The 24,498-nt window shown below is 48.5% G+C and carries 20 protein-coding genes; 17 read left to right on the top strand and 3 right to left on the bottom strand.

All coding sequences use genetic code 11. The features are described from left to right. Both RS891_RS21540 and spoVM read left to right on the top strand, forming a co-directional pair. Entirely contained in the window at positions 1–252 is a 252-nt protein-coding gene (locus RS891_RS21540) for a hypothetical protein (protein WP_315793133.1), read from the top strand. A 166-nt stretch (positions 253–418) separates the two neighbouring features. Beyond that, positions 419–499 carry a stage V sporulation protein SpoVM gene (spoVM, locus tag RS891_RS21535; protein WP_019424875.1) on the top strand — a complete coding sequence of 27 codons (81 nt, stop codon included), beginning with the start codon at positions 419–421 and terminating at the stop codon, positions 497–499. 196 nt (positions 500–695) lie between these two features. Here spoVM and rpmB read toward each other — a convergent pair whose 3' ends face one another. Next, positions 696–884 (bottom strand): 50S ribosomal protein L28, encoded by a 189-nt coding sequence (rpmB, locus tag RS891_RS21530; RefSeq protein ID WP_024631107.1) that lies wholly within the window; start codon positions 882–884, stop codon positions 696–698. Between the two features lie 643 nt (positions 885–1,527). On the opposite strand from rpmB, the gene RS891_RS21525 reads away from it, so the two are divergent. The 9 genes from RS891_RS21525 (at position 1,528) to glsA (ending at position 13,560) form a co-directional block, all read left to right on the top strand. Beyond that, on the top strand, positions 1,528–3,336 hold the full coding sequence (locus RS891_RS21525; RefSeq protein ID WP_315793132.1) for a DAK2 domain-containing protein: 1,809 nt from the start codon (positions 1,528–1,530) through the stop codon (positions 3,334–3,336). A gap of 77 nt (positions 3,337–3,413) precedes the next feature. Further along, a complete protein-coding gene (locus RS891_RS21520; protein ID WP_315793131.1) occupies positions 3,414–4,277 on the top strand; it encodes a DegV family protein in 864 nt (287 codons plus the stop codon). Positions 4,278–4,287: 10 nt separating this feature from the next. Then, positions 4,288–6,333, top strand: a complete 2,046-nt coding sequence (recG, locus tag RS891_RS21515; RefSeq protein WP_315793130.1) for an ATP-dependent DNA helicase RecG — start codon at positions 4,288–4,290, stop codon at positions 6,331–6,333. A 114-nt stretch (positions 6,334–6,447) separates the two neighbouring features. Then, a complete protein-coding gene (locus RS891_RS21510; RefSeq protein ID WP_113053946.1) occupies positions 6,448–6,735 on the top strand; it encodes a stage VI sporulation protein F in 288 nt (95 codons plus the stop codon). 1,191 nt (positions 6,736–7,926) lie between these two features. Next, complete coding sequence (locus tag RS891_RS21505; protein WP_315796386.1) at positions 7,927–9,579, top strand: LytS/YhcK type 5TM receptor domain-containing protein; 1,653 nt, start codon at positions 7,927–7,929, stop codon at positions 9,577–9,579. A gap of 10 nt (positions 9,580–9,589) precedes the next feature. Continuing rightward, positions 9,590–10,402, top strand: coding sequence for a LytR/AlgR family response regulator transcription factor (locus tag RS891_RS21500; protein ID WP_113053948.1), 813 nt, complete (start codon positions 9,590–9,592; stop codon positions 10,400–10,402). Between the two features lie 120 nt (positions 10,403–10,522). After that, on the top strand, positions 10,523–11,815 hold the full coding sequence (locus RS891_RS21495; protein WP_315793129.1) for an L-lactate MFS transporter: 1,293 nt from the start codon (positions 10,523–10,525) through the stop codon (positions 11,813–11,815). Positions 11,816–12,021: 206 nt separating this feature from the next. Then, entirely contained in the window at positions 12,022–12,504 is a 483-nt protein-coding gene (locus tag RS891_RS21490; RefSeq protein ID WP_175383105.1) for a GNAT family N-acetyltransferase, read from the top strand. Between the two features lie 114 nt (positions 12,505–12,618). Further along, a complete protein-coding gene (gene glsA, locus RS891_RS21485) occupies positions 12,619–13,560 on the top strand; it encodes a glutaminase A (RefSeq protein ID WP_113053950.1) in 942 nt (313 codons plus the stop codon). A gap of 211 nt (positions 13,561–13,771) precedes the next feature. On the opposite strand, the gene RS891_RS21480 is transcribed toward glsA, so the two are convergent. Beyond that, positions 13,772–14,113: a YolD-like family protein gene (locus tag RS891_RS21480; protein ID WP_076288242.1), complete on the bottom strand. Its 342-nt coding sequence runs from the start codon at positions 14,111–14,113 to the stop codon at positions 13,772–13,774. Beyond that, the gene (locus tag RS891_RS21475; RefSeq protein ID WP_113053951.1) at positions 14,110–15,354 is read right to left on the bottom strand and encodes a DNA polymerase IV; all 1,245 of its coding nucleotides are present in this window, start codon (positions 15,352–15,354) and stop codon (positions 14,110–14,112) included. The genes RS891_RS21480 and RS891_RS21475 overlap by 4 nt, the downstream gene beginning before the upstream one ends. An 860-nt stretch (positions 15,355–16,214) precedes the next feature. On the opposite strand from RS891_RS21475, the gene RS891_RS21470 reads away from it, so the two are divergent. The 6 genes from RS891_RS21470 (at position 16,215) to RS891_RS21445 (ending at position 24,399) form a co-directional block, all read left to right on the top strand. Then, positions 16,215–18,440, top strand: a complete 2,226-nt coding sequence (locus tag RS891_RS21470; RefSeq protein WP_315793128.1) for a hypothetical protein — start codon at positions 16,215–16,217, stop codon at positions 18,438–18,440. A gap of 26 nt (positions 18,441–18,466) precedes the next feature. Further along, entirely contained in the window at positions 18,467–19,678 is a 1,212-nt protein-coding gene (locus RS891_RS21465) for a HEAT repeat domain-containing protein (protein ID WP_113053953.1), read from the top strand. 22 nt (positions 19,679–19,700) lie between these two features. Then, positions 19,701–21,098 carry a glycosyltransferase family 2 protein gene (locus RS891_RS21460; RefSeq protein WP_181586610.1) on the top strand — a complete coding sequence of 466 codons (1,398 nt, stop codon included), beginning with the start codon at positions 19,701–19,703 and terminating at the stop codon, positions 21,096–21,098. 59 nt (positions 21,099–21,157) lie between these two features. Beyond that, entirely contained in the window at positions 21,158–21,961 is an 804-nt protein-coding gene (locus tag RS891_RS21455; protein WP_315793127.1) for a response regulator transcription factor, read from the top strand. Between the two features lie 138 nt (positions 21,962–22,099). Next, on the top strand, positions 22,100–23,467 hold the full coding sequence (locus tag RS891_RS21450) for a nucleotide sugar dehydrogenase (protein WP_113053955.1): 1,368 nt from the start codon (positions 22,100–22,102) through the stop codon (positions 23,465–23,467). Between the two features lie 32 nt (positions 23,468–23,499). After that, positions 23,500–24,399 carry a hypothetical protein gene (locus RS891_RS21445; RefSeq protein ID WP_315793126.1) on the top strand — a complete coding sequence of 300 codons (900 nt, stop codon included), beginning with the start codon at positions 23,500–23,502 and terminating at the stop codon, positions 24,397–24,399. The last annotated feature ends 99 nt before the right edge of the window (positions 24,400–24,498 follow it).

Raw genomic sequence — 24,498 nt, 5'->3', positions numbered from 1 at the left:
ATGAACCTCAAGGAGACGCTGTGGACAATGGCTGCGAGTCTCGTTACGGGACTGGTGCTTGCTATGTTTGCGGTTATTCAATCCCCTTACAATGCGATTACGTCATTGATCGGGGTTGGTGTTGTCATTATGTACTTCCGCAAATTTGACCGTACAGGACTTCGGGTTACTTTTGTAATATTCAGCATACTGTATTACTTATTGAGTGTATTCATGATCGCTGTCTATCAATATATCCCTGCCCAAACCTAAATGACTGAATAACAGGCTCGTCATTGTGGAATAGGGACAGAGAGTTCCGCATAAATATGGTTACATGAGCAGGTTTCTCATGTAGCCTTTTTTGTCGTGTTTAAGGCAAGGAAGGCCTGGAGCATAGGATACGGCGGATGCATGAGCATGATGGGGAGGGTGAAGTATGAAATTTTACACATTCAAACTGCCGAAGTTTTTGGGAGGGTTTGTAAAGGCGATTCTTAATACGTTTCAAAAGAACTGACATGATTAAAAGGTTCCATTGGCGAATACCGCCGCTTTGGCTACAGGATCATCTGGAATTCGGACCTGCGAAGCGCCATGCGGCGGCCATTCACATGCTGATGTGTGTATTCATGATGTTATTTCTGAATACCAAAAAAGCACCTGCAAGGAACAAGGTGCTTTTTGCTTACCCGATTTATAGTAGCTTTGCGTGATTATACGCGAGTCACTTTACCGGCTTTCAGTGCACGGGTGCTTACGTATACACGTTTTGGTTTACCGTTCACGAGAATGCGGACCTTCTGAACGTTTACGCCCCAAGAACGACGGTTACGGTTGTTAGCGTGGGATACGTGGTTACCGGTGCCCGGTTTCTTACCTGTCACATAACATTTGCGAGACATAGATTACACCTCCTATCCTAAAATAACCAGTTGCCCTAAGGAGACACGAATGCCATTCCAGACGGGCTAAATTGTTCTTCCTGACCGCAATGGTCAGGTTCCAGTAGCTAATGGCGTTGTTCAAGCCGGCATAGCCGGATCATTTCCATTACTAAACCTGCATAAAACAATACTTGAATATAATATCATATTGAAAAAAGCTTCGTCAACTGATCCAAAAACTTTATTTATTTCTCCTGTCTAATATAGTACAATGTTGAATAGTCCATAATACAGCGGTGAACAGGCTGTTGCCGCGGGGAAGCCGGAGAAAAAACCGGCCTTAAAGGGTCGGTGGTCTGCTTTTTTGGCAACGCTGTGAGCTGCGGCATTCCATCATTGGCACCAGTCTCCATGCGGCATTCATGCCGGCTCTTGATACCGGTGCATATCCGTATGCCCCGAATTAGGGGTTACAGAGCAATTGCAGGATATCGGTTGCCCGGCCGCCCAGACCGTTAATCCGGCTGACATGTTGTATTATATGCCTGGGCCGGACAAGGTATGGACGAAGAATAACGCGATTAGCGTTTGCGCATGAACAGACCAGATAACATCTTGGTGCAAGATGTTCGTGTATCAAGCTAGGAAGGGGAATTCTCACTTGAGTATACGTTCTTTAAATGGAACAGATTTCACCGCAATGGTACTTGCCGGAGCGGAACAACTTGGACAGCATGCAGAGCACGTCAATTCCCTGAATGTTTTCCCTGTGCCGGATGGCGACACGGGAACGAACATGAATTTGACAATGAGTGCAGGAGTCGCAGAGATTAAACGCAAGAGTTCTGCCTCCATCGGAGAAGCTGCCGGTATTTTATCAAAAGGCCTGCTTATGGGCGCACGGGGGAATTCCGGAGTAATATTATCGCAATTGTTCCGCGGATTCAGTCGTTCAGCTGCTCCTTACGAGGAACTGAATACGCTCCAGTTCGCCGCAGCCCTGCAGAACGGTGTGGACGCAGCTTATAAAGCTGTAGTGAAACCCGTTGAAGGGACCATTCTTACCGTAGCCAAGGAAGCGGCGAAACATGCCAGCTACTACGCAAGACGGACGAATGATATAACTGAATTAATGAATGAAGTATTGTTAAAAGCAAAAGAAGCACTGGCAATGACTCCGGAATTGCTGCCTGTATTGAAACAGGTCGGTGTTGTGGATTCGGGCGGTCAGGGGCTTGTATATATTTACGAAGGCTTTATGGACGTTCTGTTGCAGACGGATGGTGCAAGTCGTACATCCTTCCAGAGAGACGTACAACCAACCGTAGCGGCATCTGCATTGAAACCGGCTGCACCGTCAGAAGTGGTTTCTGCGAAGCCTGAACAGCGGGTAATCGTGCCGGAGATGCCAATGTCTGCCCAAGCACGATTGGAAACGGAAGATATTGAGTTCCTTTATGACATGGAGTTCTTTATTAACCGCGAGCTTGGAGAGAACGCAGGTGTTGTATTTGATGACGAAGCATTCCGGAAAGCGTTGTCAGTTAACGGGGATTCCATCATTATAATCGCTGACGATGAAGTGATTAAGGTTCACGTGCATTCCAAGACACCTGGGGATGTATTAAACCTGGCTCTCCGATATGGAGAAATCACACAAATTCACATCCTCAATATGCGTGAGCAGCATCGTGATCTTCTGACTGCAGGCATGGACATTGCGCCTTCGCCTGAGCTGTTCGCAGAGATTCCACCTGAAGCGACGCGTAGCATGGAAAAAGCTGTGCTCCCAGCAGACGAGATGGCACCGTATGGATTCATCGCGGTATCTTCTGGTGAAGGGATTGCGGAGATTTTCCAGAGTCTTGGCGTGGATGTAGTTCTTTCTGGTGGACAGACGATGAATCCGAGCACTGAAGATTTTGTGAAAGCGGTGCGTTCGATCGCGGCAGAACAGGTATTTATTTTGCCGAACAACTCCAATATTGTACTTGCTGCGGAGCAGGCTAGGGAGCTGCTTGAAGATGAACGTCGAATTATTGTGATTCCGAGCAAGACGATCCCTCAGGGTATGGCAGCGGCTTTTGCTTTCCAGGAGGATGAGTCTGCGGAAACCAATCGTGACCATATGCTTGAGGCGATTAGCCGGGTACAGTCCGGTCAAGTAACTCATGCAGTCAGAGATACACAATATGACGAGCTTGATATCAAAGCTGGACACTATATCGGTATCCATAATTCCAAGATCGTGGCAACGGACGAGAGCATGCTGCACGCATGTGAAGGCCTTCTGCAACAGATGATGGAGAGCGGAGATGAAGTAGTGACCATACTTGAAGGGGACGAGGCTACCCCAGAGATTACCTCTGCACTTGTCGCATGGCTTGAAGAACAATATCCTGATGCTGAGGTAGAGGTGCATCTTGGAGGACAGCCGGTTTATTATTATTTGTTCTCTGTAGAGTCCTAATAGAGGTTGTTCAAAAAGTTCCCAGTTAACTTTTTGAACATGCACTAATAGCACTTAAGCAAAGAGGAGGGGATCTGATGAGCCACAAGGTTGCGATCGTAACCGATAGCACGGCAGATATACCGGAAGAACTGATCCGTAAATATGGAATTCATGTTGTTCCGCTGCGTGTTTTGTTCGGGGAAGAAGCTTATGCAGATGGCGTTGATCTGACTTCGGAACAGTTCTATGCAAAATTGGAGAAGGTATCCGTGCTGCCTACAACCTCACAGCCTTCTCCCACCGATTTTATGAATATCTACAACACATTGTTGGATGAGGACCCAGAGCGGCCCATTGTATCGATTCATTTGTCTTCCGGCATGAGTGGTACCTATCAATCGGCACTGCTTGGCAAATCGTTGCTGGAACGTGAGGGAGACATAACGGTACTGGATTCGAAGTCTGCATCCTATGGATATGGTTTATTGGTCGTACAGGCTGCCGAGCTTGCTGAACAAGGCAAGTCCGCTGCGGAGATCGCTGCGGCTGTAGCAGCCATGCAGCAGAGCCGCAAGCTGTTCTTTCTCGTAGATACATTAGAGTATTTGCAGAAAGGCGGTCGGATAGGCAAAGCTGCGGCCATCTTGGGAACACTGCTGAATATTAAACCGATCTTGTCCATTGATGAGGAAGGCGTTATTTACGCAGTGGAGAAAGTCAGAGGTCACAAAAAAGCCATGGCACGCATTATTGAGCTGTTTCAGCAGGATCTGGCGGGTCAACGTGTTAATCTGGCGGTAGGTCATACCGCAGACCCCGGATCAGCGATCGCTTGTGCAGAGCAATTACGCGGGCATTTTACACTGAATGAAGTGGTATATACCAATATTGGGGCCGTCATTGGCAGCCATGTTGGGCCTGGCGTAATTGCCATCTTTATGTGGCCTGTTCCGGAATGAGGGATTAGACATGAAATGGGAAGAAATATCGGTAAAACAAATTAGCGGCGTGAGTGCTCTCAAAGAGGGAGAGCTTCACGCCTTTGGCATCTCTACTGTAAAAGACTTGCTTGAATATTATCCGTTCCGTTATGAGGATTATCGACTGCGTTCGCTCAGTGAAGTGAAGGACGGGGATAAAATCACGGTACAGGGTAAAGTGATGGGTATCCCGGTGTTGCAGCGTTATGGCAAAAAATCACGCCTTACCTGTAAGGTGATGACGGAAGAATGGATGATTTCAGCCACCTGGTTCAATCGGCATTTTCTGAAGGAACAGCTTACGCCCAATCGGGAGATTGTTATTACGGGGAAATGGGAACAGAAACGTATGCAGATGACCGTAACGGATTCGGAATTCCCGGATAAAGGGGAAGGGCGATCAGGCACGCTGCAGCCTGTGTATTCCGTAACCGGCAAGCTTACGCAGTCTTGGATGCGCAAAACGATTAATCAGGGGTTAGTCCAATTCGGGGAAATGATCCCCGAAATTCTGCCTCAATCACTCATGAAGAAATATGGATTCATGGCTCGCAAACAGGCGATTGCCGGGATTCACCGTCCGCAGGATAACCGGGAAGGCCAGCAGGCCAGACAACGGATGGTGTATGAGGAGCTATTTTTGTTTCAACTCAAGATGCAGGCCTATCGTGCATTGAACCGGGATCGTATGGATGGTGTAGTGCACACAACGGATAATACGACGATTCGGGAGTTTGTCCGTAGTCTGCCATTTGAACTGACGGACGCGCAGAAGAAGGTAGAGCTTGAAATTCTGCATGATATGCGTTCACCGTATTCGATGAATCGACTGCTGCAGGGAGATGTAGGCTCGGGTAAAACGGTTATTGCGGCGATTGCGCTGTATACGACCGTGCGTTCCGGTTTTCAGGGGGCTCTGATGGTCCCTACGGAGATTCTGGCAGAACAGCATATGCGCTCACTGCAAAAGCTGTTTGAACCCTTTGGCGTAACTGTGGGGCTGTTAACGGGCAGTGTGAATGGACGGAAGCGCAAAGATCTGATTGCATCCTTGCAAATGGGCATGATCGATATCGTTGTGGGTACACACGCTTTGATACAGGAGGATGTATTTTTCCGCGATCTGGGTCTTGTCGTTACGGATGAACAGCATCGCTTCGGTGTGAACCAGCGCAGCATTTTGCGGCGTAAAGGCTATAACCCGGATGTGTTAACGATGACGGCGACGCCGATTCCGCGAACACTAGCGATTACCGCTTTTGGTGATATTGAGGTATCGACCATCTCGGAACGTCCAAAGGGACGGATTCCAATCTCAACGTACTGGGTCAAGCATGACATGATGGACAGGGTTCTTGGTTTTATATCGCGCGAAGTGGACCAAGGACGTCAGGCCTATCTGATCTGCCCGCTCATTGAAGAGTCGGAGAAGCTGGATGTACAGAATGCCATTGACCTGCACATCCAGATGCAGCAGAACTTTCCGAAGTACCGTGTAGGTCTGCTGCATGGACGGATGACGGCTGGTGAGAAGGAAGAGATGATGCGGGACTTCTACAGCAACGAAATTCAGCTTCTGGTCTCCACAACGGTTGTGGAGGTTGGTGTCGATGTACCTAACGCTACGCTTATGGTCATTATGGATGCGGACCGCTTCGGTCTGTCGCAGCTGCATCAGCTTCGTGGTCGGGTCGGTCGGGGCGCTCATGCCTCTTATTGTGTGCTGATTGCTGATCCCAAGACAGAGGTTGGGCAGGAGCGCATGAAGGTCATGACGGAAACCGAAGATGGGTTCGAAGTATCCCGTCGGGATCTGGATCTGCGGGGACCGGGGGATTTCTTTGGCACCAAGCAAAGTGGACTACCCGAGTTCCGGCTTGCCGACATGGTTGCGGATTTTGCCGTATTGGAGCAGGCGCGAGATGATGTGTCCAGCCTGATTGGGGATGCGAACTTCTGGACGTCTGTTGACTACGCTCCTTTACGTGACTTTTTACAGCAGCAGCAAGTATTCCAGGGTGATCTGATCGATTAATCGGAGCTGTGGATGTGTGGTTTTCCACATTTTCCGTGGGAAAATGTCAAGTGTACAGGCCCTCCTGTCATATGAATAAGAAGTGAGTTCATTATTCAGGAGGTGCTGTACGTTTTGGGTTACCAACAATATGGAATCAGTCCGCAGCTGGTGGAGCGGATCAAAACAAAGATGAAAAATCCCGCTGTCAAAGAGCGTATCAAAAAGTTGATAGATGGGGTCACCAAGTCCGATTTGCAGGATAAGGCGAAGGTGAGAAGGCTGGTCAAGTCGTCAGCGGTCATTATGAACGAGAATTTTTCTACGACTCAGGAGGAACAATTCGTTGCTTTTGTTCTTGCACAGAAGATCGATCCGAACAATACGTTTCATTTGATTAAGCTGTGGGGCATGTTTAGGTAGGGATTCGATGGAATGTTGGGTGTTATAAAATGAACTACATGGCGTTACACGTGGCCACTCCGATTGCAGTACCATCTTCCGATCGCTGTTATCCCCGGATTTTTTTGAATTACCTTTTTCAAAGGGTAAAATCCGGGGATAAAGGCGCACGCTTCGCTTCTCCAGATTGGTTCTGCACTCTCCGTTACTGTGTAAATTTTAGTTTTATTTTATAAAAACCAAATTACATCGAATGTGTATGAAGTAATTTTAGTGGCTGGGCGGTCCATAAGTCAGGAAGTTGACTTATGGATCGCCTTTTTGATTTAAATGTAGGCGTGTCCTTGGTCCTGAATTGATTTATGCTATGCGTTTTTTATGGTTGTGAAGCTGAGGTTATAACAGTGAGATGAAGAGCGTGGATAGACGTATTAACTGTGGCTAACGAACTGAGGTGACGCTATTTGGAGCATTTCTGCCTGATAGAAATTGTAACGAACCTGAGAGGCGCTATTTTCTCAATTCCGACATGCATACGTTATTTATTGCTGTTTGCGGATGAAATAAGGTCGCTGAGGTTCGTTAGAATTTGGAGTGACACTGCCGGATATGCTCTTATTTCTTTTTCATGTGCGGAGGAGGGTCGGGGATTGTGGTCATTATGAATACTGCGATGAATGTTGCAATAATGCTGCCGTTATACGGTATTACTTTGAATATGTAGTCCTGTACAATCAGGATCAGAGTTGAAACACATAAAATGATGTGGAGCATTCGTCCTGATGAGCGTTCGGAATCTTTGGAGCGTTTGGAAATTTCGGATAGGGTGAACCATATGAGACTAAAAAGTAGAAATGAACCAAGGATCAGGAGGGTAAACATGTAAGTACACCTTTCTGTGAGGAAAATGAACAGAGCAATTGGAATTTAGATAATAATATGGATATAAGACAACGCAACAATAATTTCCTGATTATACCACATTATATTTTTAAGCTATAAATTTGTTGGAATAATTTATCCGTAAGCTGGCCTGACGAACGTGCATATGCTGCTATTTTCACAGGATTGACTTTGCTTTCCTCCTATTGGAGCGGTAAACTGTTGCATACGAGCGTGCATGGAGTTCAAAGCGAGTAAAAACGATGCTGCGATGAGGGGCGTTTATTTTTGACGGATTTGGAGGAAGTCAGATTGATGGAAATGTTTACGATGCTGCTGGGGCTGTTTGAACGGGCGGCACTGCTGATTATATTTTTATTCTTTCTATCGAGGATACCGCGGTTTAGACAGATTTTGCAAAAGGGAAAATTGAGATGGCAGGAGTACATTGCGGTTACGTTGTTATTCTGTGCATTTGCCATCTTTGGTACGTATACCGGTATTAATGTGGAAGGCTCGCTGGTGAATGTGCGCATTATTGCGATCATGTCTGGCGGCATTCTGTTTGGAGCGCCTGTGGGCATCATTACGGGGATTGTCTCCGGGGTGCATCGGTATCTAATCGATATGGATGGGGTCACGGCGATCCCGTGCCTGATCACAAGTATCCTTGCAGGTCTGGTCTCCGGGTATATACACAAGTATACACCTAAGTCGAAGCGTTGGATGATCGGTATTGCGGCCGGAATGATCTGTGAGGCGCTTACGATGCTGCTTATCCTGCTGTATTCCTATCCCGATCCTCTGGGTGCTGATATTGTCTCGAAGATTGCGCTGCCGATGATATTGGGTGAGGTGAACATTGGACTAATCGTGCTGCTGGTACAGAGTGTGGAAGGGGAAAAGGAAATGATTGCAGCTCGTCAGGCCAAGCTGGCGCTGGAGATTGCGAACAAAACCTTGCCATACTTCCGCTCCATTGATGAAGACTCTCTGCGTACGATCTGCCGGATTATTCAGGAGGATATTCAGGCTGATGCGGTTGCGATTACGGATACCCGAAATGTACTGGCTTATGTGGGATTTGGTGAAGAACGATATCACATCGGTAATGAAATTATTAGTGAGATGACGAAGAAGACGATCTCCAGTGGAGAGATTACAATCAGCAATGATGTAATTGACGAAAAAACGCCGGATATCCACTCCCTGCTCATTATTCCGCTCAAAGAGCGGGGGGAAGTGACGGGTGCGCTGAAAATCTATTACCGTAAAGCATACAAGATTACGTATCCGTTGCAAACGATGGCTGTGGGTTTGTCCCAGATTATTTCCACTCAGATGGAAGTATCACGTGTGGAGGAGATCAAGGCTGCCGCCAATAAAGCGGAGCTGCGTGCATTGCAGACCACGATTCATCCTCATTTTCTATTTAATGCGCTGAACGCGATTGCCTCATCGATTCGCACCAAGCCGGATCGGGCGCGCGAGCTGATTGTGAATCTGTCTGGATATATGCGTTATAACCTGGAGCTGTCGGATGAGCTTATCGATATTCACAAAGAGCTGGAGCAGGTCCGCAATTATGTGGAAATCGAGAAGGCACGCTTCGGGAGCAGGCTTAACGTCATCTATGATATTGATGAGGTGGCTGTGCATATTCCAAGCCTGGTCATTCAGCCGCTTGTGGAAAATGCCATTATTCACGGTATTCTCAAGGTAAAAGGACCCGGGACCGTACGGATTCGGGTACAGGAGTATCCTGACTTTGTGCGAATTGGGGTCAGTGACACGGGAGCAGGCATTGGAGCCGACATTATTGAGCGTGTATACCATGACCGGATGCCTGCCAACCAGATCGGGTTGTACAACGTGCATCGGCGGGTGAAACTCATCTATGGACAGGGGGTGACGATTACCCGGCTGGAGCAAGGAACCGATATTTTATTTGATGTACCCAAAGGAGATGTAGTAACAAGGTGATGAACGGTCGATGAGAGCCCTTATTGTTGAAGATGAAATTCCGGCAAGTGAGGAACTGAATTACTTGATACAGGAACATAGTCAAATTGAAGTGGTAGATTGTCTGGAAGATGGACTGGATGTGCTGAAGTTTTTGCAGGAGCAGGAAGTCGACGTTATTTTTCTGGATATAAATATCCCTTCGCTGGATGGCATGATGCTGGCACATCATATAGGGAAGTTTGCGAGCAAGCCATATATCGTATTCACAACGGCGTACAAGGAACATGCGGCTGAAGCGTTTGAGCTGGAGGCGTTTGACTATATTCTGAAGCCCTATGATGAGAAACGAATTGCCGCGATGCTGCATAAACTCGAAACGGCGTTCAAACGGGATCATGAGCAGGACGAACGTGAACGTGGCAGCGACGATGGACAGGCTCACAATACGGCTCAAACAAACGATGAATGGTCTGCATCATATATGCAGGCGCGTGAATCCAATGCCCAGACGGGAAGACGCATCAATCTGCTGCGCAATGACAATATTATTGTGACAGACACCGCCGATATTTATTATGCGGAAGCACAAGAGAAAGTAACGAAGGTGTATACCAAAAATGGTGAGTTTACGATGCCAGTCAGCATTTCGGATTTTCACGGCCGATTACCGCAGGAAACCTTTTTTCGCTGCCATCGATCTTACGTGGTAAATTTGTCTCAAATCCGTGAAATTGTACCCTGGTTTAACAATACGTACCTGCTTCGTTTGCGTGATCTGGAGGCTGAAGTGCCCGTCAGCCGGGGCAAGGTTAAAGAATTCAGGCAGCTCATGCGCATCTAGAGGCATTTCATTCCGCATCTGATGCAACTCATGCCTAAATCGGTGTAATGAATCCCCTTTCATGTATGATTAGCTTGTGAACGCATTCATATATATGACATCGGCAAAGGGGAGATCACGATGAAAGCAACTATTTCATCCACACCTAATTCAGCATCTACAACTATAAAAATGAACCGCTGGCTTATTGTACTGGGAACGATTATTGTACAAATGGGTCTCGGAACCATCTACACCTGGAGTTTATTTAATCAACCGTTGTCTGATCGTTTCGGATGGGACGTCAGCTCGGTCGCGATAACTTTTTCGATTACCAGCTTTGCTTTGGCATTTGCCACACTATTTGCAGGCCGACTGCAAGAACGATGGGGACTTCGTCGCCTGATTCGGGTAGCGGGTATAGTGCTTGGTCTGGGACTCGTGCTCAGTTCTCAAGTGAGTTCGTTGACACTACTCTACATTCTGGCCGGATTTGTGGTTGGATTCGCGGATGGTACGGCGTATATTACTTCCCTCTCCAACCTGATCAAGTGGTTCCCTGAGCGAAAAGGTCTGATCTCAGGTATTTCGGTCGGGGCCTTTGGTACAGGCAGTCTGTTGTTCAAATACGTGAACTCTGCATTAATCGGTGCCGTTGGTCCTGCTCAAGCTTTTATGTACTGGGGCATTATTGTATTGGTATTGATTGTAGGTGGCTCGTTCCTTATCCGTGAAGCGGTTGTTCGGGAACAAGCTCCGGCAGCAAGCAGCACGGACGGTGGGAAGCAACAAGTAACACGTCATGATTATACGGTCAAAGAAATGCTGCGTACGAAAGAAGCTTATATGCTGTTCGTTATTTTCTTCACGGCATGTATGAGCGGACTGTATCTGATCGGTATTGTGAAAGACATCGGTGTACAGTTGGCAGGTCTTAATGTGGCTACAGCCGCGAATGCGGTGGCGATGGTTGCCATCTTTAACACCGCTGGACGTATCATTCTGGGTGCGCTGTCGGATAAAGTAGGACGGATGAAAGTTATTGCCGGAGCACTGCTGGTCACGGCTGTTGCCGTAATGACGCTGAGTTTGGTACCGCTGAGCTTTGGCATTTTCTTCGCCTGTGTAGCCGCTATCGCGTTCTGCTTTGGTGGGAATATCACGGTCTTCCCGGCGATTGTAGCAGATTACTTCGGACTGAAAAATCAGAGCAAAAACTATGGCGTTATCTATCAGGGATTTGGATTTGGTGCCTTGGCTGGATCGTTTATCAGCGCCCTGCTGGGCGGATTCCATCTTACCTTTATAGTGATCGCTGTACTGTGTGCCATCTCGCTCTTGCTGGCGTTGATTATTACACCTCCGGGTCAAGGACGTCGTACACGTCAACGTGAACAGCAGATGAATCTTAAGCCTTCATCCCGGGCAAGCTGAGTGTAGCCAGGGACGAAGTTCTATTTTATAAATGCAAGCTGGGCGGTCTCTGTGGAGGCCGCTTTTTTGGTACCTGCTCGACTGGGGAGGAATGAGATTTTTGTACATGATGCGGTTGTGTGCAATGCATACTTTGCTTCTGGTATACTCTAGGTGAAATAAAAAGAGCAAGTCCTTGTTAGCCATTTGGAGGAGGTATGTTCGTCATGAATTTCTTGAAATATGCACCATCTGATTTTGCTGATTATTATGCTCTTGTGTCCAATATTGAAGTCATGCAGCAGATTACCGAACGTGCTTTGCCTGAGCATGAAGCTACGGCGGAATTTGAATCCATGCTGAATTATAATCTCGGAAACAATTGTGGCTATTATCGGATATCTGGTGAAGATGGGGTAGGCATGGCCTATGCGAAACTGATCCCGGATGAATCCGATCCGTCCCGGGCGGAAATGGGTTATATGATTCTGCCGGAGCATTGGGGGAAAGGACACGGGACTTCCATCGCAGCTCGGCTGATTATTCAGGCACAGGCGGCGGGAATTGGTGTACTCTATGCGGTTATCGATCCGTCCAATGCGGCATCACGTCGAATATTGCTCAGACAGAACTTTGTATCCACATGGGTTGGGGATTATCATGGGTTACCCGGCGAGATTCTGGAGCTGAATCTTCAGGTGAAGCGGTAAGGGATCAGACTCGCGGGTAATACATACTATACCGAGCATTTTGCATCACTTTGATGGGAACTTGTCATTCGGATGCTTGTGAAATGCTTATACAGAGATTTGGAGGAGATGGAGATGAGCAATGCTGCAATGGAACGTCTGAACCAATTGCTGCCAGAATGGCTGGAGACCAGCCGTCTGCACACTGGACAGGGGAAAGTCGCTTCTTATATTCCCGAGTTGTTCAAGGCCTCACAAGACGAACTGGGTATACATATCATGAACGCCGAAGGCAATCATGTATCAGCCGGAGATTGTGGTGTCCCGTTTACGATGCAAAGTATCTCCAAGGTATTTACACTCATTCTGGCCCTGATGGATCATGGGGAGGAAGCGGTCTTCTTTAATGTAGGAAAAGAACCTACCGGGGATGATTATGATTCCATGATCAAGCTCGAACTGGTCGAACCGGGCATTCCGTTTAATCCATTGATCAATGCGGGTGCGATCACGGTATCGTCCCTGATTGCCGGGGATTGCAAAGAGGAGAAGTCACGGCGCATTTTGGAATTTTTCCGCAAGCTGGCGAATAATGATCGGCTGGGCTATAACGAAGCGGTATATCGGTCCGAATCGGAGACAGGCCATCTGAACCGCTCGCTTGGTTATTTTCTGAAGCACAATGGTGTGCTCAAGGATGACGTGGAAGATGTGCTCGCCGTCTATTTCCGCCATTGCTCCATCGAGGTGACTTGTGCGGACCTGGCCCGTATGGCACTGGTGCTTGCTTATGACGGGACAGATCCCATCACCGGGATTGAGCTTATTCCTCGTCGTTATGTACAGATCGCCAAAACGTTCATGACCACCTGCGGTATGTATAATGCATCAGGCGAATTCGCGATTCAGGTCGGGTTGCCTGCCAAGAGCGGAGTGTCGGGAGGAATTCTGACTCTGGTTCCAGGCCAGTTTGGCATCGGTCTTGTAGGTCCGGCTCTGAATCGGAAAGGAAACAGCATTGCAGGCGTGCATCTGCTTGAGCGTCTTTCCAAAGAATTTGACTGGAGTTTGTTCTAAAACTTTGTTCTAAAACTAAGAAATCTCCTTTACCCTCCTGAGCAGCCGATGAATCATCAATCCGTCCTTTTGATTCTTTTGAACGAAATGATCCGTTAGGAATCTGGCCTGTCGGCTGCTTCAGACTTGGTTCAGAATGTGTAGGAAAACGGTCCTGCACAGCAATGGCTATGCTGCATCTATTCCTGTATACCCGCAACCCCAGCCCGCATCATTCATTCGCGAGCACCACATCCGTAATAAGATTCATCTGAATGTCCCGGGTCCCGCTCTCCATCAGCAGTTTAAGGGTACGGGCAGGGGAGTCCAATCGGAGCACCTGTCCGGTAAAACGGATATCATCATGTTCATGAAACAGGGTGATGGTGACTGCATCCCCAAGCAGCATGGAGTTACTAAGCAAACGGGACATTTCTTCCGCTGCCTGGGCATCCAGGGATGGACGGGTACGGGGAGCAAGTTGCTCCTGATGAATGATGTAGGCTTCCCGGTGTTCAGGAAGCATCATGCGCGAAGATTCAAAAATCCCGTTTTGCTGTAATTTTTTACTCATTTATAGTGACCTCCAATTTTATGAGAACGGTCCTGTGCCTGCGCGGACGAGCAGAGCGAGGAGGCCCGCATGATCGCGGTTTCTCCGAACTTGCGCTTGATGTCATCCGTGGCACGTTCCAGTTCTCTTTTGCGTTCACGGTCATCGAACCAGGACAGCTGTACTTCGGAATCAGGCACAAGCCCGGTCAATGACACGCTGATGCGGCGAATGGGTAATCCGTCCCAATGGCGCAGAAACAGAGCTGCTGCCGCATCGTATACTTCATCGGTGATGTTGGTAGGTTCATTCACCTTCATCTGGCGGGAAAAGCCGGTTGGACGATCGTAATCCTGTCCCCGACATCCTACAGAGACGACATGGCCCATGAGCGATTTGTCCCGGGAACGCCGGCTGACCAGCTCTGCCAGTTCGAGCAGTACCACCTTGATGTCTGCCCACGATTCATAGTCCCGAGGCAATGTCATCTGATGTCCAATGCCCTGCTGCTGGTGAGCATATGTCCCGGGTTTTACCGGAGAATCATCGATTCCGCGGGCAATACGCCACAATACCTCACCATTTACCCCCCAACGTTCTCTAAGCCGGGACAATGGAGTCTGCGCCAGATCACCGATCGTGTGAATCCCCATCTTATAGAGATGCTGCCCCATCCGGGAACCGACCATAAACATGTCTCGAACAGGTTTATTCCACAACGTTGTCTGCATGTCCTTGCGGGGCAGTGTATAGATGCCTCCCGGGACTTTTTTGGCATACAGATCACAGGCCATCTTGCTGACAACCTTGGTGTCGCTGATGCCGACGCGGATATAGACGCCAGTCTCATCCATGACCCTGTCCTGGATGCTGCGGGCAATCGTTTCGGGACTGCCGAACAGATCCAAACTTCCGGTGACATCCAGAAACTGTTCGTCAATGCTATATGGTTCAACCAGGTCGGTATAGGACTGAAGGATACGGGTAATGTGTAGGGAAACACGGATATATTCGGCCATCCGGGGACGAATGACGACAACATCGGGGCATTTGGCAAGAGCCTCGCCCAGACGTTCTGCTGTAGTAATTCCATAGGACTTGGCGAGTGGGCAGGCTGCCAGAATAATACCTGAACGGCGTGCAGGATCTCCCGCAACAACAAGCGGACGGTCTCTGTATTCAGGATGTGCAGACTTCTCCACACTGGCATAAAATGACTGGCAATCGGCCAGCATAATGACACGTCCGTCTTTGCGGGGCATAGTACTTCTCTCCTTTTATTCATAATTCGGCTGCTTCTGTGCAGCGATGGGATTCATTCAGCCAATGTTATTTTACAGTTTATTTACAGTATGGAACAAGTGTTCCTGTTTTATAAGCATATCCGACAATGTCAGACGCGGCAACCGGAATTATTTTGCAAATTGGACACAAATATTGGATGGACCTAATAGAGTCAAAATTTAGGAAATAAGATGTATTTTTTTACATTTCATGTAAGAGATCCGTGACTTCCGGGTGATGACCGGGTGTTCATTGGGCTTTATGTAAAAGTAATATAAATGGGCACAGTCCTATAGGGGGGGACTGATGTCCTTTTTTCATTTTCTGCACTTTTCAGAAAACCTTGATAGGACGCGGGTTTTCAAGGATGCGTTATCGGACTATAGTATCAATTTTGTAATCTTTATGGTTAATACTGTAAAAATGTCCGCAACTTTAAAATATCATTAGCGTTTAATGGGGTAAGCGTTCAAGCGGAAACAGATCTCGCAATCCGCGTTGCATATAACAATAACGGGTAGAGATGTGCAAGGCTGGAAGAACCTCAAACGGACGGTTAAAGTGGCAATATTCGTGTCCATGGAACATAAGAGCAAGAAGGACTCCTGGATGCTAGTTGATGGCGCATTTTACGAATTATGGGCAGAATGTTGCAGTTCACGTTTGCTTCCATCAGCCTAGTTACAAATGCAGAGACTTAGAGCTATAGTGAGAACTACACCGCTGACATCTCTACCCAAAGCGGACATCCGATGCGGAATTTCCCGTAGACCTTCATGTCATTTAAGATCCGCAGATGAAGCAGGATGCATACTAGAGAGGTGAGCAATTAAGAGCCATGAGCAGACGAAGACGAAGACGCTGGTTGCTAACGATGTTTGCAGGAGCGGCCGTAGTGACAGGCGGAATATTTGCCGGCTGGCACTATATGCAACCCCAGCTCGTTACGTACACAGCGGATAATGGCACGGAGATGAAATTCAAGACCGATGGAGACCGGTTCATGGAATATGGACCCGATGCTGCATGGCGGGAGATGTTCGTGAAAGGTGTGAACCTGGGCGCAACATCACCAGGACATTACCCAGGCGAGTTTCCGTTGACCAAAGAGGATTACTTAAAGTGGTTCCAGCAGATTGAGGATCTGGGGGCCAATGTCATCCGGGTGTACACGGTACATGAGCCGGTTTTTTACACCGCATTGGTTGAGTATAACCGTGGCCGGGAGCAACCGTTATATTTTATACAGGGCATATGGTCGCCGGAAGAAGAGTTGATCGAGAAGCAGGATGCCTATGCTGACCATATTGAGCAGACGTTCAAGCAGGAGATTGAAAAGGCGGTATCGGCTGTATATGGGGATGCGGACATTCCCGATAAACCGGGAGAGTCAAGCGGCACATACAAGACGAATGCCGGGAAATATCTGATGGCTTGGCATGTGGGAACCGAGTGGGACCCTTCGATGGTGAACAACACGAATGAGAGCCATCCTGACGTGCCGCAGTACAAAGGCGTTCATTTTTCCGGGACGCAGGATGCATCACCGTTCGAGAATTGGCTCGCAGAGCTGCTGGATTATACCGCCGTGTTGGAGAAGAAATACGGGTGGGAGCATCCGATGACCTTTACCAACTGGGTAACCACCGATGTGCTGGATCATCCGGGCGAGCCGCTGTTTGAAGAGGATTTGGTGAGTGTGGATGCGCGACATATTCAACCGGAAGAGTGGCAAGGCGGATATTTTGCAGCATACCATGTGTACCCTTATTACCCGGACTTGTTCCATACGGACCAGACACTCCAGACGATCAAGGATGAGAACGGCGAGTACAACACGTACAAAAGTTATCTGCGCAAGCTCAAAGCCGAGTTTTCCGATATGCCTGTAATGATTACAGAGTACGGTGTACCGTCTTCGCTTGGGATCTCCCATCTGGGTATGGGAGGTCGGGATCAGGGCGGACATAACGAGGCCGAACAGGGCGAGATCGACGCATCGCTGACTCAGGATATTTATGATGAGGGGTATGCGGGAGCGATTTTGTTCATGTGGCAGGATGAGTGGTTCAAAAAAACCTGGAACACGATGCCGCTGGAAATTCCCGCTGATCGGCGGGCCTACTGGCTGAACGTGCTGACTAATGAGAAGATGTTCGGTCTGCTCGCCATGGACCCGGGTAAGCAGGAACAGCTGACCATCGACGGGAAACTGGACGACTGGAATGATCTGAAGAAGGAAGAGGTCACCATCTGGCAAGGCAAGGTAGAAGGCATCAAGGAAATGAAAATGACCCATGATGAAGCCTACCTGTACATTGGCATGACGCTGGAACAACCTTTTGACCCGAATCAGACTTTGCTTCGTATCGGAACAGATACGCTGGATGGTGGCAATCAGCCAGGTACGAGACTTCCAGATCGAACGCTGAGTGACGGACTCGAAACAGTGATTACACTGGGGCAGGATGATGAATCACAAGTGGAGATCGCCAAGGACTATGACTTTAACCAGCGCCTCTATGGCAAGGACGGTTACGGTATGCTGCCCGAGAAGCAAGAGAATGCGGCAGATCCATTCCATCCATGGAACCTGGCTGTCAGCCTGCGGATGACCCCACCAGATACCCGGTCGGCCCAACCGTTCATGAATGAGAAGGTGGGTACATTGAAACGGGGAACGACAGCTCCGGATCAGTCCGATACCGATTCGTTAACCGCCTGGCAGTATAACGGTAATCAGATCGAGATGCGTATTCCCTGGATGCTGCTTGGATTCGGTGACCCAAGTTCACTGCAAGCGATCAAGTATGGAGCGCTGAAAGGTGGACGGGAATTCGAAACTGTCGCAGTCAAGGGTGTGACCCTGGTTCCGTGGCTAATGGATCGTTCTACTGGAAATATCTCTTGGCCTGGTGGTGACCAGAAGACACTGGATGTGAAAACATTGCCTATATACAGCTGGAAGCCATGGGAGCAGGTACAGTACAGTGAACGACTGAAACTGAGCTACGAGGAAATGAAGAAACGGTATGAACAAATTCCAAGTTTTCAGACCGAATAAATGAGTATAAAGGAGGACCTTTTCACATGTTTCCGAATTTGGCTTTGGCTTATCTATTTCTATACATCTGTACGGCGCTCGTCGCTGTGGGTGTAATCCTGCTGTTTGCCATGAAAATGTCCCACAACGGCAAACGGCGCAAGATTGAGTTTTATAAACTAAAGCAGCGTGACTACTTTACGTATCTGCAGACGGCGTTGACAGAGGACAGTCCCCTGAGATTGCCACCTGGGAAGCTGGCCCCGCTTGAGCGCCGGGTCATCCAGAGCAAACTTATTGAATGGATCGATCAGTTCAAGGGCGAGTATCGCAACAAATTGATTGTACTCTGCCGTGAAGCCGGATTTGTAGAGCATGATCTGAAGGAACTGAGTCGTATTCGTTATGGACGCCAGATTGATGCAGCTTATCGATTGGGCGGCATGCGTTGTCCAGAGGCCGTTCCAGGCTTAATGGAATTGCTTAAGGATGAGAAACCCGGCCCGATGGCGATTATGATTGGTCGTTCAATTGCAAGATGTACCACTCGTCAGGGTGAACTGAAAGACATGCTCGCACTGCTGTTGACCAAAGGAAAATCGATTCATCATCTGGCAGCAGATATTCTGCTCGAAACCAGTCTGGATACAAGCAGAATTTTGATTGAATTGCTGGAAGATCGCAATCCTGACTTTGTCAAAGTGGGACTGGTTGCGATGTGGGGACAAGCTGTGCCGGAAGTAATGCCTGCACTCGACAGACTCGTTGGCGCAGAACATCAGGATGTACGGGCAGAAGCGGTGAAGCTGTACCTTAGCGCAAGTCCGGCACTTCAGGACGAAACCATTCTGAAGCTCATGCAGGATTCGGACCCGGAGGTGCGTGCCGAAGTGGTTCAGGCGCTCGGTTCAAAACATGCGGCAGGCAGCATTCCACTGCTGCGCAAAGCGCTGCGTGATGAAGATTGGGGAGTACGCTATAACAGTGCGGAGAGCCTGGGCAAGCTGGGTGAACCGGGATTTGAAGCCTTGTGTCAGGCCGCTGTGGAGGGCACAGGTGCTGAACGGGAAATTGCAATGCAGCAGATTGAGAGCACGATGCAGCACTCAGGAACAGACCACAAAGCCGTTGACCAGATGATTGCACATAACAAAAAAAGGCTGCTGTATGATCGGTACTTCGGTCCCGTACGTGGGAACCGGACAACAAGCAAGAAACGTACAGGTGTGGCTGCGGTAGGAGGGGATTACACTGCTTAGAGATCTACTATTAATCTACGGCATGGTTGCAATCTATTATGTCGTTGCCGTAAATACGCTTTACTTTTCCATTCTGGCCTTGTCATTCCGTAACATTTGGACGATCTTCAGGCGATCGCATTATTCGAAATACAATACGTTGTCAGGCTCGGAACTGGTACCATCGGTTTCCTTGCTGGTTCCCGCATACAACGAGGAACTGACGATTATTGAAAATGTGAACTGCCTGATGACGCTGAATTATCCAACATATGAAGTCATCGTGGTGAATGATGGATCCAGCGATACCACCTTAAAGGTGTTGCTGGAAGAATATCGTCTAAAGCCGGTACCCAACACGAAGATTCGGGGCAAGATTTCCTGTCAGAAAATTCGCGGGATCTACCATAATCCGGAATTCCCGGACCTTTACGTCATTGACAAGGAAAACGGCGGGAAGGCCGATTCCCTCAATGCCGGAATCAACCTGTCTCATTATCCATTGATTTCTTCCATCGATGCCGACTCTTTGCTGGAGAAGGATGCCCTGATTCGTATGGCTCGCATGTATATGGAGAATCCGGAAGAGACCGTTGCTATTGGCGGAGATGTACGGATAGCCAACGGCTGCAAAATCGAGAATGGGGCAGTGCAGGACGTTTCACTGCCTCGCAAGATTTGGCCGATGTTCCAGTCTATCGAGTATCTCAAAGCTTTTCTCGGTGGACGGATTGGCTGGAGTCACATGAATGGTCTGATCATCGTCTCGGGTGCCTTCGGCATGTTCCGCAAGGATGCGGTTATCGCGGTTGGGGGATACCGGGACGGTTATCCGGGTGAAGACATGAACATTATCATCAAGCTTCACCGTTATATGCTGGAGAACAAATTGAAATACCGTGTAGCCTTCTGCCCTGAAGCCGTGTGCTGGACACAAGCGCCGGATTCCTATCGGATCTTGTCTAGTCAGCGCAAACGCTGGGGACGTGGAAATCTGAAGAACATGATCGAGAATCGCGGTATGTTGTTCAACCCGAAATATAAAGTCATGGGCATGCTGACCATGCCGTACAACATTCTTTTTGAAGCGCTGAATCCATATTTCCGCATTACCGGACTTCTCGCTCTCACGGGATATGTACTGATGGATATGACCCAGTGGCCGATACTTGTACTCTTTGGTTTGCTCAACGTGGTGAGTGGTTATCTGCTGAGTGTGGGAGCCCTGGTGCTCGAGGAGATTGCATTCAAGCGATATAACAAGCTGTCCGATCTAGTCAAAATGCTGTTCTACTCCGCGCTAAAATTCGTCGGCTACCATCAGCTTGGCGTGCTGTGGAGATTGCAGGGGCATATTCAGTTCATGCAAAATAACAACTCATGGGGTACCATGACACGCCAAAGCTGGTCCGAGGAAGAGAAAACAAGCGAGGCGGCATAAGCACAGTGTAATACAGCAGAAACAATATAGATAACCGAGGGAGAAGGGTGGAAAAGAACATGCCAAATACGGCGACATTGCAGCGTGAGGCTGCCGTTAATGTGTATCGCAGTGTAGAACAGGGATTGAAAGAAACGGGTGCCGAAACATGCGGCTTAATGTTCATCCATTGTGCAGGGCAGTCTCAGCCGGAGCAGCAGGTCAGGACACATCTGGAGCAGACCAGTGAGTCTGCCTTCCAGGTCTGGGAGGATGGAGCTACACAGGCGATTGCTGTCCTGCTGCCAGGGTTGACACTGGATGAGGTTCATTATGAGGGGCTTCGCATCAAGCATGAATTGCAGGAAACGGTACCTGGTGCCGATCCGCAAATCACGCTGGCAAGTTTCCCGGCAGGTGAACGCCCTTCAAAGGCAACCATTCAACATATGGCTGAGTCCGCCAAGCTGGTAGACCCGTCGGAGATTCATATCTACACGCTGGACAAGACGGCAGACGAGCCGGAACGAATTTTGATTGTGGATAACGATCCGACGGTACGCGAGTTTCTGCAATTGCGTCTGAGGATGCAGGGGTACGAAACCTATGAAGCGGTGGATGGACTGGCTGCACTGGAACTGATTGAGAAAATCACGCCTGACCTGGTGCTGACTGAATTGAACCTGTATGGCATTGATGGCCTGCCGTTCATTCAACATATCCAGAACCTGGATGTGGCGCAGCCGCCCAAAATCGTCGTATTGACGGAACAGCGTGTGGAACAAACAATCAGTCAATGCTTCCGCAGCGGAGTCGATGATTATATGACCAAACCGTTCTCGCCTGTGGAGCTGGATGCCCGAATCAGGCGTTGCCTGCATTAAACGCAACCACAAGTAAAGCTAAGAGAAACAGATAGTCTTCTTTAATTTTTATCAGTCAAACAAGTATATCTACAGACAAACATCTATCAAATGGATTCGTCAATTAACCAAACAAATACACTGCCCGGAGGGAATATCATGGAGAATCAACAATTCCACACATTATTGAATGCGATTGAAAATAAAGAAGCGGTGCTCGGCGTGGTCGGGCTCGGTTACGTAGGATTACCACTTGCGGTGGAGATGGTCAATCAGGGCTTCACGGTAATCGGGATTGATCTGGATGCATCCAAAGTGGAGAGCATCTATCAGGGAGATTCCTATATTCACGATATTTCGTCCGATGAATTGAAAAAAGTGATGCAAAGCGGCCGCTTCCAGCCTACTACGGATTACAGCATGCTGCGTGTAATTGACGCGTTGAGTATCTGCGTACCTACACCGCTCAGTGAAAATCAGGACCCGGATACGTCTTATATCGAGACGGTTGTGGATCAGATTAAACTGCATATGAAACCAGGTATGCTGATTACCCTGGAGAGCACCACTTATCCGGGTACAACCGAAGAGCTGATTCAGGATGAGCTGGACAAGATCGGACATGAAGCAGGCAAAGACTACTTCTTGTGCTTCTCGCCTGAGCGTGTGGACCCGTCCAACGGACGATTCACTACGTTTAATACACCAAAAGTAATCGGGGGCACAACTGAAGCTTGCCTCAAGCTGGGAACAGCGTTGTACAGCAAATATGTTGAAACGGTTGTACCTGTATCTTCACCAAAAGTGGCTGAAATGTCCAAACTGCTGGAAAATACGTTCCGCAGCGTAAACATTGCCTTTGTTAATGAAATGGCCATGATGTGTGACCGTATGGGCATTGATATCTGGGAAGTTATCGACGCAGCTGCGACGAAGCCGTTTGGCTTCATGCCTTTCTATCCGGGCCCTGGTATCGGTGGGCACTGCATTCCGCTTGACCCGATGTACCTGTCCTGGAAGGCCAAAGGATTCCGTTTCTACAGCAAATTCATTGAGCTGGCGCAATCCACCAATGACAATATGCCATATTATGTACTGAACAAAACATCAACCATTCTGAATGAGTACGCAAAATCGGTACGTAAATCCAACATTCTGTTGCTTGGTATGTCGTACAAACCGAATATTGCCGATTTGCGTGAATCTCCAGGACTGGAAGTCTACGAACTGTTCAAGGAAGGTGGAGCTAATGTCAGCTATTATGATCCACATGCTGAATCGTTCCGGGACAAACATGGCGAGACGGTTTATAGCGAAGCGTTCAATCTGGAACAGTTCAAGAAGTACGATTGCATCGTGCTGATCACCAACCACAGCGATTTGCCTTACTTTGATATTGCCGAGATGGGTGTGCCGATTCTGGATACACGTAATGCGTTCAAAACGTATACACATCCGCACATTTACAAGATTGGTCATTCGGTACAGCACCCTGTGCTTGAGCCAAGTGAAGCGTTGCTCGTCTGAGGAATCTAACGAACAAGTGGGGCAAATTGACGGTGAAGGCAAAATGGGCCATCTTGGCCCTGCTGTTCTGCCTGCTTCTTCTGCCCTGGCTACTCAAATGGTTTTCACATGAGGAACATAAGGCGACCTGGCTGTGGGACGCTTCCATTATTGCAGAGCAGACGCCTGAGATTATCTCCTTCTCCAAAGCGCAGGGCGTGGATACCATTTTCTTGCAAATTCAGGATGAGGTAACCGATGCGACATACCGCAAATTCATCGCGGCTGCGAGCCAGGCTGAGATCGAAGTACATGCCCTTAATGGTCATGCAGACTGGGCCTATACGGAGAAGCGGGAAGAGGGACTTGCGTTTATTGAAAAAGTACGGGCATATAATGCAGCTTCAGCCAAAAAGGAACGCTTTGAGGGAATTCAGCTGGATGTGGAGCCTTATCAGTTAAAACGCTGGGAGGACGAGCAGAATAGCGTTATTGCGGAGTGGAGCGACAACATGAAGGCCTGGACCAAAGCTGGTAAGGGTGCCGGGCTCTACATGAGCGCCGCAATCCCTTTCTGGCTGGATGCACGCGAGTCGGCAGAAGGCGGAGGTACATTCAGCCGCTGGGTGATTGACCATTTTGATGCGGTGGCTATTATGGCCTATCGGGATAGTGGTCAGCAGATGTATGATCTGTCCAAGGAAGAGTTGGACGAAGCGGATGAGCTTGGCAAGAAGGTATGGGTTGGAGCCGAGCTTGCAGATACACATGAGGGCGATCATCTAACCTTTTTCAGCAAATCCATCACCAACATGGACGAAGAAATGAAGAAAGTGTTTGATCTCGGTGCTTCTCATTCCTCTTTTGCAGGTGTCGCAGTGCATCATTATGAGGCATGGTATGCAAAGGAAAATGGAATTCCGCTGGCTAGAAAGAGCGAGGAGAAGAAGTAACAGGTGCATGTGGTTAATGGAAAGATCGTTGTGAATTGTAAGAGAGAAAAGGCAAGTCTCCGTCAGGGAGGCTTGCCTTTTTTGCTATTCATAGCTTGC

Origin of the sequence: Paenibacillus sp. BIC5C1, from assembly GCF_032399705.1 — a bacterium.
In the GTDB taxonomy this organism is placed as follows: domain Bacteria; phylum Bacillota; class Bacilli; order Paenibacillales; family Paenibacillaceae; genus Paenibacillus; species Paenibacillus taichungensis_A.
The sequence above is the reverse complement of the archived record's forward strand: the minus strand, read 5'-3'. Positions and strand labels throughout refer to the sequence as shown.